Here is a 16,596-nt window from a genome sequence, read left to right on the forward strand (position 1 = left end):
TCAATGAATGGGAGGTTCATCATGAAAAAGGTTAATATCTTAATGTTTGTTGGCGTTGTTATGTTAGGTTTGTTTGGATTTGGTGCATCTGGCTATGCTCATGGCTATATTACCTCACCTGGAAGTCGTGCTTATTTCGGAACTGCAGCAGCTGGTAAATTGAACCAAAATGTTGGACGAGCAGAGTGGGAGCCACAAAGTATTGAAGCACCAAAAAATACCTTTATCGATGGGAAAATAGCAAGTGCTGGGGTTACTGGATTTGAGCCACTAGATGAGCAAACAGCAACTAGATGGCATAAAAATATCATCAATACTGGCAACTTGAATATTACTTGGTTTTTAACTGCGCAGCATAGTACAAGTACTTGGGATTACTATATCACTAAAACTGGTTGGAATCCTAATGCACCATTGAAAATCAGTGATTTTGAATTGATATCAAAAATTGATGACAAAGGTGCAAGACCGCCACAAACTGTCAAACAAACAATCAATATTTCAAAAGATCGTAAAGGCTATCACGTGATCTTGGCTGTATGGAATATTAGTGATACAACCAATGCCTTTTATCAAGTAATTGATGCGAATATTCAATAATAAAGCATAAGAATCTTTTGGGTTCAATTTCAGCGAATCTGTGCTAGAAATACCAATTATTCAAAGACAAGTGTAGGAGACTGAGGCAAAACTTGCTTCAGTCTCTTTATTTCTAAAAATGTGTAAATGGTGTTCAACCATCAGCTCCTCGAAATAAGCCTGAATTTTTCAAAACATGAGAAGCTGTTTCAAAAAATTCTTTCTTATTGTCATCAGAGCTACCCGATGTTTTCACGACCTCTGATTCACGGTGTTCAATCATCAGCTCCTCGAAATAAGCCTGAATTTTTCAAAACAAGAGAAGCTGTTTCAAAAAATTCTTTCTTATTGTTATCAGAGCTACCCGATGTTTTCACGACCTCTGATTCACGGTGTTCAAGAAGCAACTCCTCAGCAATAAGCGATGATTTTCTAAAATATGAGGAGCTATTTTAAAAAATCCTCTCTTATTCGCTCGGAGCTGATCGCTTCTTTCACGACCTCTGATTCACGGCGTTCAAAGAGCTGACCTTCGGCGATAAGTCAAAAAATCTCAAAACATGAGAAGCTGTTTCGAGATTTTCATCTTTAAATTTGAGAAGCAGTTTTCGGAAATTCGTTCTAAATTCTTGATGCTAAACATTGTTGTTTCAACCTTCTTTTGTTCATGAGTGAATGATTTTGGTTAAGGAAAGGTTTAATGTATGATAGAGCTACAACAATGCTTCATTAAATGGAGTATTGGTAGTTTTTAGTAGGGGGAAAAGTATGATGAGATTTTTTAAGAAGAATACGCAAGATACAAGCGATGAAACTAATCATGTTGCACCACTTGCTAAAGAAACACTTGACCAGCAAGAGTTCGACTCTTTCTTTGCTGAAGTGTTAAAAAAAATGCCACAAAAATCAGCTAGAGTGATCCTTAATGCTTATGATCAATCGAAAATCGTAGCAGAAAAAATCCTTGCAAAAAATCAAGCAAAATTTGATCATGTATTTAAAGATTTCTTAAAAGGAGTCGATGAAACGACACGCAAAAAAAGTCATAGGATCATTCACGCGGCTTCGTTAACAGCTGCAATCATCGGTTGCTCTCCGATCCCTTTTTCAGATGCGTTTTTATTAGTTCCAGTTCAATTGACTATGATGGCTCGGCTACATAAACTTTTTGGACAACCTTGGTCAGAAAGTTTAGGGAAAAGTGTTTCTAAAGAACTTGTAGTAGTCAGTTTAGGAAGAAGTACTGTCGGAAATATTGTCAAATTTGTACCAGCGGTTGGAACTGTTACAGGGGCAGCGATCAATGCCACTGTTGCAAGTGCCATCACCGAATCACTAGGGTGGACCACCGTAAAGATGCTGAATGATGGGGAAGATATATTTGAACAAGTCATGTCATTCAAAGGACAATCCCAGACATTGTTTCGTGCATTAAAAAGTATCAAAAAGTAAATATTTAGTGGATAAATTGAATTAGTAAGAGTTAAAAAAGTGGACAATCATGAACTATTGCATAACAAAAACATCCAAAACACAGCTCTGTGTTTTGGATGTTTTTTATTTACTTAGGTTGGGTTAAGTCAGACGAGCAGAAAAAGTACCGAAAAAAGTTCAGCTAGTTTTTGCTGGTAACACTTGATCTTCTAGTCAATTTTACAACGACTTCACATCGAGCCGTTTGGGGAAACATATCCACTGACTGCAAATATTCCACTTTGAATTTCTTACTTAATTGTCCCAGATCTCGTGCTAAGGTTGAGACGTTGCAGGAAATATACACTAATTTCGTTGGCGGATAGTTGAGGATCGATTGAATCAACTGGGGATCAAGCCCTGTACGAGGGGGATCGACAATGATCCCATCTGGTTCAAATCCTTCTTCAAGCCATTTTGGTAATAATTCTTCAGCAGTTCCAACTTCATAATGGGTATTAGTATACCCTAAACGTTGAGCGTTTTTACGTGCATCATCAATAGCCTGAGGAATCACATCCATTCCACGGATTTCTTTCGCTTGTTTTGCTACACTTAAACCAATCGTTCCCACACCACAGTAAGCATCTACGATCGTTTCATTTGGTTGGATCGCGAGTGCTTTGATTCCTTCATTATAAAGGACTTCTGTTTGTTGCGGATTCAACTGGAAAAAAGCTCGTGGTGAGAGATCAAAAGTAACTTCATTGAGATGTTCTTCAATAGCATCTTTTCCCCAAAGGTGGATTGTTTCATCGCCCATTACGAGAGAAGTTTTAGCAGGTTGAACATTTTGCATGATTGAAACAACCTCTGGCAATTGTTGGTTAATGTCACGGATGATTGCATTTTTTTGTGGAAATTTTTGACTGCGAGTAATAAAGACAACTTGTAATTCACCCGTTTTTATTCCAACACGTACCATGATCGTCCGAAAAATGCCGCTGTTGCTCCGTTCATCATAGATAGGAAGGTCATACTTATTCAATAACTCGACGACCGTATTCATCACTTTCTGTGTCTGTGGTTCTTGAACTAAGCAATCGATTAATGGCACAAGTTCATGGGAATTTGCTTGATATAGCCCAGCTTCGATTTGTTGTGTTTTCTTATTTTTTCTTAATTGGAATTGTGCTTTGTTTCGGTAATGCCATGGTTCTTCCATGCCAATCGTTGGACGTAATTCGTAAGAACGAAAGCCAGCCGGTTTGAATTTTTCTAGCGCTTGCATAAGCAAATCTTTTTTGAAATCAAGTTGCGCCTGATATGCTAAATGTTGAAGCTGACAGCCACCACATTCATAATACACTGGACAAGGCGCCACCACTCGATCCTTGCTTTGCTTTTTGACTTTGATTAACTGAGCTTCCGCATAGCGAGGTGTTGCTTTCGTGATCTTGACAAGAACTTCTTCTTTGGGCAGTGCATAAGGGACAAAGATGATCAAACGTTTGAAATAACCGATCCCTTCACCGTTGATACCCAGTCGTTTGATTTTTAAAGGGATGGTTTGGCCGTTTTTGACAATGGTTTCTGTCATAAGTATCTTCCTTTTTTCTAATAGTGTGGTTTTATTCTAACATATTATTAATAGCGATGGGGATTTTCTATGTTATGATAAGAATATACGTTCGAGGAGGTAACTCAATGATAACAGTTACTAGGATCAGTAAAGGCAAAGGTCCATTTTATCAAGTCGAATTATCTGAAGGGGATTCTTTGAAGGTTTCAGAAGATATCTTGGTGCGTTACCGCTTGTTAAAGGGACAAGAATTAACAGAAGAAACAATTGAGGAAATCAAGAAAAGTAGTGGGTTTGACTTTGGTCTCCAACAAGCGCTCAATTATCTAAGTTATCAATTGCGTTCGGAAAAAGAAATTAGAACTTATTTGAAAGAAAAAGAGATTGAACTAGCTGACCGTAATAAGATCGTGGATCGTTTAAAGGAATTAGATTTGATCAATGACCTCGTCTATGGTGAAAGCTACGTGCGGACAAATGTACGACTAAGTGACAAAGGACCAAAAAAAATAGCTCAGCAATTACAACAAAAAGGTTTGAAACCGGAAATCATCGAGCAGGCGCTGTTGCAATATCCAGAAGAAGAACAAATAGCGATAGCATCGCAAACGGCAGAAAAATTATTCAATAAAAATCATGGGAAAAGTCATAAAGAACTTTTTAGAAAAATTCAACAAAACTTGATGACCAAGGGATTCACCCAAGAGGCGATCCAACAAGTCATCGCCCATTTACCACAAGAAACGGATGAAGACGCTGAATATGAAGCATTAGTTTCACAAGGGGACAAGTTATGGCGTAAAAATGAGAGATTTGAACCGAAAAAACGTAATTTAAAAATCAAACAAAGCTTATATCAAAAAGGATTTGATTTAGAAATGATCCAACGATTTATCGTAGAAAAGGAAGAAGCAAGTGAATAAAGAATGGCAAAAATGGACGGAAGAGGAAATCGCACAGTTTCAAACGCAATTTGTTGGCTGGTACGAAAAAGAAAAACGCAATCTACCTTGGCGCTATGATCGTGATCCTTATCGTATCTGGATTTCTGAAATCATGCTTCAACAAACCCGTGTAGATACGGTAATTGCTTATTTTTATCGCTTTATGGAATGGTTTCCGACGATTGAAGCGTTAGCTGCGGCACCAGAAGAAAAACTTTTAAAGGCTTGGGAAGGATTGGGGTATTATTCTCGCGTTCGAAATATCCAAGCTGCTGCCCAACAGATTATGACAGAATTTGATGGACGTATGCCGCAAACACCAGAAGAAATCAGTTCATTGAAAGGGATTGGTCCTTATACTACAGGCGCTATTTCAAGTATTGCTTTTGGTTTGCCAGAACCAGCAATCGACGGGAATGTCATGAGAGTCGTGAGTCGCTTATTTTGTATTGAAGCTGACATCGCCAAAGCTTCTAGTCGGAAAATTTTTGATGAGGCGATGCGTAAGATCATTGATGAAAAGCATCCTGGTGAGTTTAACCAAGCAATGATGGATCTAGGATCGGCCATTTGTACACCTACTTCACCTAATTGTGAATCATGTCCGATCCAATCATTTTGCTTAGCTTACAAAAAAAATGAGCAAACCTCGTTTCCAGTAAAAACAAAGAAAGCCAAACCAAAAGATGTCTATTATGTGTGTGCAGCGATTCAAAATGAGGCGGGAGCCTATTATTTTGAGGAACGACATACGCAAAGGTTATTAGCAAACATGTGGACGTTCCCGATGGTCGAAGTCACAAAAGAGAAATACGAATGGTTGCAAGCTGAATGGGCTCAATCTCATGAACCAAGCTTATTCGATCAAGACAAAGTTGCAGAAGAAGAAACGGATCTACCCTTTCATTTTAAAGAACAATTGATTTGGCAAAAGCGGCATTTGGGAGAGATAACGCATATCTTTAGCCATTTGAAATGGCACGTATTACTATTTTACGGTCGAATACCTTCTCAATCAAATGACAAATTTCCTAAAACTGAAATAACACAATGGTTATTACCAGAAGACTTCGATAACGTGGCTTTTCCAAAAGTACAGGTAAAATTAAATGAACAATTAGAGAAAAATCGAAACAATAGTAATCCTTTCTAGGCAAAGCTCTTTTTTATTGATATAATAATTACGATGTCGGTGTAATGAACACCCAAACACAAAGCATGAGATGCTGCGTAAGGAAGGGTTGCTATGGGAGTCCCAAAAGAAGGTGAGTTTGTAACGATCCAAAGTTACAAACATGACGGCAAATTGCATCGAACGTGGCGTGATACCATGGTATTAAAAACAAGTGAGCATTCGATGATCGGTGTCAATGATCATACTCTAGTTACAGAGTCTGATGGACGTCGTTGGGTGACTCGAGAACCAGCAATTGTGTATTTTCACAAAAAATACTGGTTCAATGTAATAGCAATGATTCGAGAAAAGGGGGTTTCCTATTATTGTAATCTAGCTTCACCTTTTTTGCTGGACGATGAGGCATTGAAGTATATTGATTATGATTTAGATATCAAAGTTTTTCCTGATGGAGAGAAACGATTACTAGATGTCGATGAATATGAGATGCATAGCCAAATGATGAATTATCCGAATGATATCGACTTCATCCTAAAAGAAAACGTGAAGATCTTGGTTGACTGGATCAATAATGGTGAGGGCCCTTTCTCCGAAGGCTATATTGATATTTGGTATAACCGTTACAAGCAATTGTCGCGCAAGTAAACAAAAAAAAGCAGTAAGCGCAAAAGTTTTGCGCTTACTGCTTTTTTGCTATGGGTTCTTCAACATAGACACTGATGATGGAAGAAAAAGGACAAGGGATGATCCTTGCTTTGATAGCCTGTCAATAATTAAAAGACTTTTTTCATTGCGATATGAGCAATACCAGCATCTTCAAATGGTTCTCCATAAGCAGTGAATCCTAATTTTTTATAGAAATTCTCAGCTGTTGCTTGGGCGCCTAGCAAAATCGTATTATATCCTTGACTTTTGGCGAAAGCTTCAGCTTCAGCTACTAAAATTTGACCTAATCCTTGATGACGATAATCTGCAAGAATCGCCATTCGTTGTAACTTCATTTTTCCATTTTCTAATGGTAATAGCCGAACGGTCCCACAAGGTAGATTTTGGTCTGAATAAAGAACAAAGTGGATGCAATGTGCTTCATTTTGATCAATTTCTCTAGTTATAGGAACGCCTTGTTCTTTGACAAAAACTTGGTTTCTAATACGAACGGCATCAAGGTAAATATCACTTAATGTATCTTTTGTTTGAACGACTTTCATCCGAAACCCACCTTTCATTCGTTTAGTATACTGTAAAGAAAATAAAATGAAAAGTGGATAAAAAAACAAATAGCAGTAAGAATAAAAGAAATTTTCACACAAATAATATATACTAGTAAAAAAGACGAAAGGAGGAAGTATATTGTTTGAAAAATTGAAACAATCAAAATTGATGTTTTGGTCTTGCGAATTACTCATTATCGCCACGTTGATCTTGGTTTCTTCAAAAATCAATTTTATCTTTCAACCAATTGGAACGTTTTTCTCAACATTATTCGCACCAGTCTTGATTGCTGGATTTTTGTATTATTTGTTGAATCCTATTGTCAAACTATTGATGAAGATCAAAATCAAACGCATTTGGGCGGTAGCAATCGTATTACTTTTGCTTGTCGCAGCGATCATCTGGATTTTGCTCAGCGTGATTCCTAGCTTGATCCAACAAATTTCATCCATCGCATCGAATATTCCTGACTTTATTAGTCGTGTAGAGACTTGGTTAAATAATATGGCCCAACTACCGATCTTCAAAGAGGTAGATATCAATCATTATTTGAATCAATTAGATATTTCTTATGCTAAGATTATCCAACAGTTCCTCAGCGGGATTTCAAACAGCTTAGGATCGCTTGTCGGTACGATCGCTTCTGCTACAATCGTGATCATCACAGCTCCATTTATTTTGTTTTATATGTTGAAAGATGGAGAAAAAATGGTTCCGACAGTCAAGAAATTCTTTCCTGAAAAGAGAAGAGATCAAATTGTTGAATTACTTGGTCAATTGAACAAAACATTAGCTAACTACATTAGTGGTCAAGCGATTGAATGTCTTTTTGTCGGAACATTTACTTTTTTGGGGTATCTGATTCTAGGGGTCAATTATGCTTTTTTATTTGGCGTCATCGCTGGTTTGACTAATTTGATTCCTTATCTAGGTCCTTACCTAGGCTTAGCTCCAGCATTTTTAGTGACAGTATTCAATGATCCTGTTAAAGCACTGCTTTGTTGTGTCGTTGTCTTGATCGTTCAACAATTGGATGGAAATGTGATTTATCCAAATGTCATCGGAAAATCATTAAAAATCCATCCGCTAACGATCATCATTGTGTTATTAGTAGCAGGAAACATTGCTGGTTTGATCGGGATTTTCTTAGGTGTACCGTTTTATGCCATTTGTAAGACGATTATTTCTTATGTCATCAAAATTGTTAAAGAAGACCAGCAAAATGAAAAAAAGAAAAAAATTGCAACGACATTGGAATAACGTATCAGCAATTCCGACTAATTGCTTCATAGTTGTTTTTATTGCAAAGAAAAATTCTTTGTGATAACATTTTAGCGTGGCTATCTTTATAGTCACGCTTTTTTTCTATCGTAAACAAAAAAATTAAAAAATATAAGGAGAGAATGCGATTATGAATGCTGACCCTGAGAGTCAGTCGCTGTTAGCGCAAATTTTATTACTGATCATTTTAACTTTGATCAATGCTTTTTTAGCTGCTTCCGAGATTGCTGTTGTTTCGATCAACAAAAATCGAGTCGAGCAAAAAGCGGAAGAAGGAGATGTTAAATCTCAAAAGCTTTTAAAAATATTGCAGAACCCAAATAACTTTCTGTCAACGATCCAGGTAGGAATCACGTTAGTCAATATCCTATCCGGTGCTTCGTTAGCCAATACATTATCAGAAAAATTAGCACCATTATTAGGTGGTAGTGTAGCAGCAAGAAATATTGCCAATATTATTGTTTTAGCTATTTTGACCTACGTATCGATTGTTTTTGGTGAATTGTATCCTAAACGAATCGCCTTGAACAAATCAGAAGAAGTAGCCAACTTTACTTCAGGAATCATCCGTCTGATCGGTGTGGTTGCCAAACCTTTCGTCTGGTTATTATCTGCATCGACTAGTTTACTAGCTCGTGTCACACCAATGACTTTTGATGATGAAGATTCAAAAATGACGAGAGATGAAATGCGGTATATGTTGGAAACTGAAGGTGTACTTGATAATGAAGAGTTAGAAATGCTGCAAGGTGTTTTTTCTTTAGATACCAAAGTAGCTAGGGAAGTAATGGTTCCTCGAACAGATGCTTTTATGATCGATATCAATGACTCCGTTGAAGAGAATGTCAATGAAGTTTTATCAGAAAATTATTCAAGGATTCCGGTCTATAATGAAGACAAAGACAAAGTTGTTGGGATTCTTCATACGAAAAACTTATTGAAAGCTGCTCATAAATTTGGCTTTGAAAATTTAAATATTCAAAAAATCATGCAAGAACCTTTATTTGTACCAGAGACAATATTCATTGATGATCTCTTGTACGAAATGAAAAAAACTCAAAACCAGATGGCTATTTTACTGGATGAATATGGTGGAGTCGTTGGTTTAGCGACTTTAGAAGATTTACTAGAAGAAATCGTCGGTGAAATTGATGATGAATCAGATGAAGTCGAAAAATTATATGAAAAGGTTGCTGAACATGAATACGTGATCCAAGGACGAATGTTGATCGATGAGTTCAACGAAGTATTTGACAGTAACTTACACATGAGCGATGTTGACACGATGGCAGGCTATTTAATCACTGCTTTGGGCATGATCCCTGATGAGGGAGAAAAATTATCGTTTGATGTAGATAACATTACTTTGACTTCTGAAGAAATGGAAGGTTCTAGAATTTTAAAAATTCGCGTGGTGTTCCATGATCCTAAAGAAGAAATTGTGGAACCAGATGAGGACCGTCGTTTATTTTATAAAGATTTTGATGAAAATGAGCCGAGAAGATAAGATATGTTTCATCCTTGCACAGAAGAGATTTTGTGCAAGGATGTTTTTTTCTTTTTTTCAAAGTTGATACGTAAATCAGTGTGGTTTCCTAAGTTGAGGGGTAGTCAGAAGCAAGAGAGGCAGAACTTTACCCTTTTGTAAAGATTACTAAAACGATCCTATGCTCCCAGTTAACTTATACATAATATAACCAGTATATTTAAATGTTTTGTTGGTTGACAATAAATTTTTGCTAGAGTATTATGAAAACGCAAACACAAGTTTCATGTGACTAGGTTATACTAGGCATGGAAAACACGTACGGAGTCTTCCGTCGTTTTTTCATGCCTATTTTTTTATATGTTTAAGTGAATCAGTGAGGAGGTGGGGAAAATGTAAAGTAGTGTTTTTAGTAGAAAGACAGATTTTAAATATTTTACGAATAAGCAGATATGAGCGATTCTTCCAATGATTTATCTCAATTGAAACTAAAAAACTAAGAACAAATATTAGGTAGTTCTCTCAAGTAAAAGTAGTATGTACAAAAGTTGCAAAGAATGGATAAAAAATTGATGATTATTCATTTTGCCTCACGACTTAAAATTTTTTATCGACTATTCTATTTAACTAAAGGAGGAATTTTTTAATGAAGAAGGCAATCATTTTTGCTTTAACAGGATTGGCGCTTGTTGTTACATCTTTTTACAGTCCAATCGTTTGTGCTGAAGATACTGAAGATTTTTTGTTTCAAAAGAATGTTACCTACTCAGGAGTAGAAGGTGGGAAACAAGGCGATAATTGGAAATATCCGCAATTTGTAGGTGAAAAAGCGGTTGATGGAGATGTATCGACGAGATGGTCAGCGGATAAAACAGATAATCAGTGGCTGACTGTTGATATTGGAGAAGAAAAAACAATTGGTCAGGTGGTTTTACACTTTCATGCGGAGAGTCCAGAATATGAGGTATTAGTTTCTAACGACAATCAAAATTATCAATCCATCTATAAGGAGGAGCATGGAAGTGGCGGGAAAGAAGAAAAAAAATATATTGAAGTAGCGAATGTAACAGCTCGATATATTAAATACCAACAACTAAAAATGTGGAAGCACACGAATGGTCAATATTATGGTTCGAGCATTATTTCAATGGAAGCTTATCGTCAAGCACGTTTACCTGATGGGATAAAGTTTTCGATTGATTCAGCCGAAATCAGCGAGAAAAGATCCAAACAATTAACTTACATATTAACACCAACAGGCGTCCAAGTTCCTGAAAAACAAATTGAGTGGAGCAGTAGTGATCCTAGTATTGTCAATGTAGACAGTCAAGGAAGAATGAAAGCACTCAAAACCGGAGAAGCAAAGGTGACTGTGAGAATCAAAAATACGGATTTAAGTGATACGATTCCAGTTACGGTTATTCAAGAAAAAGCAGAGTATCGTGAAATGCGTGAGAAATGGAAAGCACGCTTGCTAGGATCTAAAGAAAATCATGAAGAATTTGATCAGGATTCGGACGTAAAAAAATATCGAGCGAGAATAGCCAAAGATAGTTTAGAATTATGGCAAACACTTAATAAGTCAGAAAATAGAACTTATTTGTGGGAGAAAAAAAGTTCAGACACATTATCAGCAGACTATACCACTCAATTTACCAACATCAAAAAATTGACATTAGGTTATTATGATCCTTCGAGTTCATTACATAAGAATCAAGAGGTTTTCACGCAAATTTTGAAAGCAATTGATTTTATGATTGAAACCAAAAACTACAATGGAACTTACTGGAGTGGGAATTGGTGGGATTGGCAAATTGGATCAGCACAGCCATTAACAGACACACTGATTTTATTACATGATGATTTAATCGAAAAAGATGATGCAATCTTAACTAAATTTGTTGAACCTTTAAACCACTATGCGCAAGATCCTAAAGTTCAATGGCCTAGCTATACGGCTACAGGAGCGAACTTAACAGATATATCTATTACCGTCTTAGGAACAGCCATTTTATTAGAAAATGATTCCCGAGTAGAGGCAGTTCAAAGCGCTGTTCCATCCGTTTTAAAAATGGTGACAGGAGGAGATGGCTTATATTCAGACGGCTCATTAATCCAACATAGTCATTTCCCATATAACGGAAGTTATGGAAATGAATTGCTGAAAGGCTTTGGACGGGTTCAAACGATTTTGCAAGGGACACATTGGGAAATCAAAGATGACAATATAAATAACTTGTTTCAAGTAACCGATAAAGGTTATTTACAATTGATGGTAAATGGAAAAATGCCCTCAATGGTATCAGGACGAAGTATTTCTAGAGCTCCTGGGACGAATCCCTTTACCTCTGAATTTGAATCTGGAAAGGAAACAATCGCCAATCTTACATTAGTAGCGAAATTTTCGCCAGAAATTTTACGCAAGAAAATTGATTCGTCTATTAAAGCATGGCTTGAGCATAGTAGTTATTTTTATGATTTTTTTGAAAACCCAAGAGACTTTGAAGCGTTGATTGATCTTAAGAAAATCATGAATGAGCCTTCGATAACTAGTAAAGAAGAGCAAAATCTCGTGAATATTTATGGTTCAATGGATCGAGTGTTTCAAAAAAACGAGAGTTATAGTCTCGGAATAAGTATGTACTCTAGTCGTATTGGAAATTATGAATATGGAAATACTGAAAATAAAAAAGGATGGCATACGGCTGATGGGATGGTTTATCTTTATAACGGTGACCTCGCTCAATTTGATGAAGGTTATTGGGTCACTATTGATTCTTATCGCTTACCAGGTACCACTATAGATACAAAAGTGTTAGCAGAAGGTGCTTCTACTGGTAAAAAGAGTCCTCAGTCTTGGGTGGGAGGATCGAATAATGGCAAAGTAGCTGCAGTCGGAATGTTTTTAGATAAGAAAAATGAAAATATGGATTTGGTAGCAAAGAAATCATGGTTTTTGTTAGAAGATAAATTGATTAATTTAGGCAGTGGAATCAGCGGAACAACGAATGCGACAATTGAGACGATCCTTGATAATCGAATGATGGATTCAAGTAACATGCAAATTATCCAAAAGAAAACAGCTGATTCTACTTGGATCAATCTTACTTCGACAAATCCACTCAATAATTTAGGTTACATTTTTCCAAATACCATGTCGAACGTTGACGTTCAAAAAGAAATTCGATCTGGCAAATATTTGGATATCAACGAATATTTTGTCAATGATCAATCATATACAAAAGAATTTGTAAAAATCATCAAAAATCATGGAAGTAACGCTCAAAATGATACTTATGAGTATTTGACTGTTGCTGGAAAGACAGCAGAAGAAATGGCAGAAATGGCGCAACATAAAAGCTATAATGTATTAGCAAACACACCAGAAATCCAAGCGATTGAGACAAAAGACTATCTCATGTTGAACGCTTGGAGTGGAAATCAACAGGCAGCTTTTGTTCACGTATCTGAACCTGCATCCATTATTGCAGAAAAATTGAGTAATGATACTTATCGACTGTCAATTGCGAATCCTGTTCAAAATAATAAGGTGATTGAATTTTCGATTGAGAAAGAGATCATTGAGGTTATCGAAAAAGAGTCCGAAATTACCATGGATTCAGGAGCATTTCTATTTGATAGCAAAGGGTTAAAAGGAAGTTCGAGATCAATTACTATCAAAGTTCCTTCAGAAGTAGATAAAACGGCATTAGAAAAAATAGTCGAAGAAAACCAAAACCGAAACGAAAGCGACTATACAAAAGAAAGTTGGAAAGTCTTCACTAAGGCAATGGAATTAGCCCAAGCGGTGTTAACAGATCCAAAAGCAACGCAAGCCGAAATAGACGATGCAGTTCAAGCAATAAGAAAAGCCATCGAGCAACTGCAAGAAGTAACTAAAGTAGACAAAACAGCATTAGAAAAATTGGTCGAAGAAAACCAAAACCGAAACGAAAGCGACTATACAAAAGAAAGTTGGAAAGTCTTCACTAAGGCAATGGAATTAGCCCAAGCGGTGTTAACAGATCCAAAAGCAACGAAAAGCGAAGTAGACGAAGCAATCCAAGCAGTGAGTAAAGCCGTCGAGCAACTGCAAGAAGTAACTAAAGTAGACAAAACAGCATTAAAAAAATTGGTCGAAGAAAACCAAAACCGAGTTGCAAGTGGTTATACAGCGGAAAGTTGGCAAGTGTTCCGCAAAGCGCTGGAAGCAGCGCAAGCAGTGTTAGCTGATTCAAATACTACGCAAGCCGAAGTAGACGAAGCAATCCAAGCAGTGAGTAAAGCCATCGAGCAACTGCAAGAAGTAACTAAAGTAGACAAAACAGCATTAAAAAAATTGGTCGAAGAAAATCAAAGCCGAGTTGCAAGTGGTTATACGGCAGAAAGTTGGCAAGTGTTCCGCAAAGCGTTGGAAGCAGCGCAAGCAGTGTTAGCTGATTCAAATACTACGCAAGCTGAAGTAGACGAATCAATCCAAGCAGTGAATAAAGCCATCGAACAACTGCAAGAAGTAACTAAAGTAGACAAAACAGCATTAAAAAAATTGGTCGAAGAAAACCAAAGCCGAGTTGCAAGTAGTTATACAGCGGAAAGTTGGCAAGTGTTCCGTAAAGCTCTGGAAGCAGCACAAGCAGTGTTAACTGATCCAAATACTACGCAAGCCGAAGTCGAACTAGTGATGAACGATTTGGTGCAGGCCATCGAACAATTAGAGAATAAAGAAACTGCATCATCCTCTGAGGAAGATAAAAACATCAATAATAAAGCAGAGCAAGGTAAAAATACACAAGAGGGCAACAATGAAATAGGTAAATCTTCTATTAGTGAAGAGACTGGTAAGGAAGGTTTATTACCAAAAACAGGTGAAAAAAATAACCAAGTTATTCAAAAATTAGGATATACAATTTTATTAGTGGTATTCGTTAGCTTGTTCCTATTTAAAGGTCGAAAGGAATCTAAGAGGAGTCAAAATAAATTAGGCAAGTAATCTGATGAAAAACACAAGGTAAAATAAATAATCGTTTGTCTGTAGATGATTGAAATAGACAGTTGAACTTGGAACAAAAGCCTGTTCCAAGTTCAACTTTTTTCGTTTAATCTGTTTTCAGTTGTTATAGTAGCAGGAAAAGCTTTATTTTCTCTTATTGAAAAAGTCGTTTATATGATATTCAACAGAGAAAGAGAGAAGACTCATAACAAGTGTTTATTTTTTGATAGTTTCCATGATATACTTGGTAAGTTGAGATAGCTAGTTCGATCATTCCCTCGAACAGGATGACGAATAAGATGATAATGATGTAACAGAAATGGAGTAAAACATGAATAACCCTAACTTAAAACAACAAGTAGATAACCGACGCACGTTTGCGATTATTTCCCATCCGGATGCTGGTAAAACAACGATTACTGAACAATTACTTTTATTTGGTGGCGCAATACGTCAGGCAGGAACTGTCAAAGGGAAAAAGACTGGTAACTTTGCAAAATCTGACTGGATGGAAATTGAGAAGCAACGTGGAATCTCAGTTACCAGTTCTGTGATGCAGTTTGATTATCATGGTAAAAGAGTCAATATCTTAGATACCCCAGGGCATGAAGATTTTTCTGAAGATACGTATCGGACATTGATGGCTGTCGATAGTGCGGTTATGGTCATCGATAGTGCCAAAGGGATTGAAGCTCAAACAAAAAAATTATTCCAAGTCGTTAAAAAAAGAGGAATCCCTATTTTTACCTTTATCAATAAATTAGATCGAGATGGTCGCGAACCATTAGAACTTTTAGAAGAATTGGAAGAGTTGCTCGATATCGAGTCTTATCCAATGAATTGGCCGATTGGTATGGGGAAAGGCTTAGAAGGACTCTATGATATCCACCATAATCGTATTGAGTTTTATCGTCCAGAAAACTATAATGATGAGCGCCTTGTTGCCTTGGATGAAGAAGGATTGCTGCCAGAAGGCCATCCTTTGACGGAAAATTCATTGTATGAACAAGTTCTTGAAGAAGTAGAATTGTTGAAAGAAGCAGGAGATTCTTTTAATGAAGAAAAAATTGCTCGGGGAGATCAGACACCGGTCTTCTTTGGTTCAGCGTTAACAAATTTTGGTGTGCAAACATTTTTAGAAACCTTCGTGGAATTAGCCCCTTCACCTTACGGACATCAAACACAATCAGGACAAGAAGTTAGTCCTTATGAAGAAGAATTTTCAGGTTTTGTCTTTAAGATCCAAGCCAATATGAATCCAGCTCACCGAGATCGGATTGCTTTTGTGCGAATCTGTTCTGGAACTTTTGAACGTGGGATGGATGTTCAATTAGAACGAACAGGTAAAAAATTGAAGTTAAGTAATGTGACGCAGTTTATGGCTGACTCAAGAGAGAATGTCGAGAATGCTGTAGCAGGGGATATTATCGGGGTCTATGATACAGGAAATTATCAAATTGGCGATACTCTTTATGAAGGAAAATTGAAGGTGGCGTATGAAGAGTTACCATCCTTTACTCCGGAATTATTTATGAAAGTCACTGCTAAAAATGTGATGAAACAAAAATCATTCCATAAAGGTATCTATCAGTTAGTCCAAGAAGGTGCGATCCAACTCTATAAAACTTATTTGACGGAAGAATACATCATTGGCGCAGTTGGACAACTTCAATTTGAAGTATTCCAATACCGGATGCTAAATGAATACAATGCAGAAGTGATCATGTCACCTATGGGTCATAAGATTGCCCGTTGGATCGAACCAGAAGATTTAGATGAGAAGATGAGTTCTAGTCGTAATATCTTGGCACGTGACCGTTTTGATCAGCCATTATTCTTGTTCGAAAACCAATTTGCTGAACGTTGGTTTGCTGACAAGTACCCAAATGTCAAATTAAAAAGTTTAATGTAAAGCGCTCATCACATGGTGGTGCTTTGGGAGTACTATGAAAATAGCCGGGAGAGAATAACTAA

At 36.9% G+C, this 16,596-nt stretch carries 11 protein-coding genes; 9 read left to right on the forward strand and 2 right to left on the reverse strand.

The features are described from left to right. The first annotated feature begins 21 nt into the window (after nucleotides 1-21). Nucleotides 22-600 carry a lytic polysaccharide monooxygenase gene (locus AB5M32_RS01610; RefSeq protein ID WP_368024254.1) on the forward strand — a complete coding sequence of 193 codons (579 nt, stop codon included), beginning with the start codon at nucleotides 22-24 and terminating at the stop codon, nucleotides 598-600. Nucleotides 601-1,350: 750 nt separating this feature from the next. Then, nucleotides 1,351-2,031 carry a YcjF family protein gene (locus AB5M32_RS01615; protein WP_034698910.1) on the forward strand — a complete coding sequence of 227 codons (681 nt, stop codon included), beginning with the start codon at nucleotides 1,351-1,353 and terminating at the stop codon, nucleotides 2,029-2,031. 163 nt (nucleotides 2,032-2,194) lie between these two features. On the opposite strand, the gene rlmD is transcribed toward AB5M32_RS01615, so the two are convergent. Further along, nucleotides 2,195-3,592, reverse strand: coding sequence for a 23S rRNA (uracil(1939)-C(5))-methyltransferase RlmD (rlmD, locus tag AB5M32_RS01620; protein WP_010719699.1), 1,398 nt, complete (start codon nucleotides 3,590-3,592; stop codon nucleotides 2,195-2,197). Nucleotides 3,593-3,699: 107 nt separating this feature from the next. Between rlmD and recX the strand changes: the two genes are divergently transcribed. The 3 genes from recX to AB5M32_RS01635 all read left to right on the forward strand — a co-directional run bounded on the left by recX (nucleotide 3,700) and on the right by AB5M32_RS01635 (nucleotide 6,298). After that, nucleotides 3,700-4,497, forward strand: a complete 798-nt coding sequence (gene recX, locus AB5M32_RS01625; RefSeq protein ID WP_178286512.1) for a recombination regulator RecX — start codon at nucleotides 3,700-3,702, stop codon at nucleotides 4,495-4,497. Beyond that, on the forward strand, nucleotides 4,490-5,671 hold the full coding sequence (mutY, locus tag AB5M32_RS01630) for an A/G-specific adenine glycosylase (protein WP_368024255.1): 1,182 nt from the start codon (nucleotides 4,490-4,492) through the stop codon (nucleotides 5,669-5,671). The genes recX and mutY overlap by 8 nt, the downstream gene beginning before the upstream one ends. 93 nt (nucleotides 5,672-5,764) lie before the next feature. Beyond that, nucleotides 5,765-6,298 carry a DUF402 domain-containing protein gene (locus AB5M32_RS01635; RefSeq protein WP_010719696.1) on the forward strand — a complete coding sequence of 178 codons (534 nt, stop codon included), beginning with the start codon at nucleotides 5,765-5,767 and terminating at the stop codon, nucleotides 6,296-6,298. Between the two features lie 128 nt (nucleotides 6,299-6,426). Here AB5M32_RS01635 and AB5M32_RS01640 read toward each other — a convergent pair whose 3' ends face one another. Then, entirely contained in the window at nucleotides 6,427-6,861 is a 435-nt protein-coding gene (locus tag AB5M32_RS01640) for a GNAT family N-acetyltransferase (RefSeq protein ID WP_010719695.1), read from the reverse strand. 172 nt (nucleotides 6,862-7,033) lie between these two features. On the opposite strand from AB5M32_RS01640, the gene AB5M32_RS01645 reads away from it, so the two are divergent. The 4 genes from AB5M32_RS01645 to AB5M32_RS01660 all read left to right on the forward strand — a co-directional run bounded on the left by AB5M32_RS01645 (nucleotide 7,034) and on the right by AB5M32_RS01660 (nucleotide 16,534). After that, entirely contained in the window at nucleotides 7,034-8,125 is a 1,092-nt protein-coding gene (locus AB5M32_RS01645) for an AI-2E family transporter (RefSeq protein ID WP_223603381.1), read from the forward strand. 151 nt (nucleotides 8,126-8,276) lie between these two features. Then, the gene (locus tag AB5M32_RS01650; RefSeq protein WP_063626815.1) at nucleotides 8,277-9,653 is read left to right on the forward strand and encodes a hemolysin family protein; all 1,377 of its coding nucleotides are present in this window, start codon (nucleotides 8,277-8,279) and stop codon (nucleotides 9,651-9,653) included. Between the two features lie 625 nt (nucleotides 9,654-10,278). After that, on the forward strand, nucleotides 10,279-14,622 hold the full coding sequence (locus AB5M32_RS01655) for a polysaccharide lyase family 8 super-sandwich domain-containing protein (RefSeq protein WP_368024256.1): 4,344 nt from the start codon (nucleotides 10,279-10,281) through the stop codon (nucleotides 14,620-14,622). Between the two features lie 331 nt (nucleotides 14,623-14,953). Beyond that, nucleotides 14,954-16,534, forward strand: a complete 1,581-nt coding sequence (locus tag AB5M32_RS01660) for a peptide chain release factor 3 (RefSeq protein ID WP_010738143.1) — start codon at nucleotides 14,954-14,956, stop codon at nucleotides 16,532-16,534. Nucleotides 16,535-16,596 lie beyond the last annotated feature (62 nt).

It is taken from the genome of Enterococcus sp. C57, from assembly GCF_040887305.1.
GTDB lineage: Bacteria > Bacillota > Bacilli > Lactobacillales > Enterococcaceae > Enterococcus_B > Enterococcus_B hirae.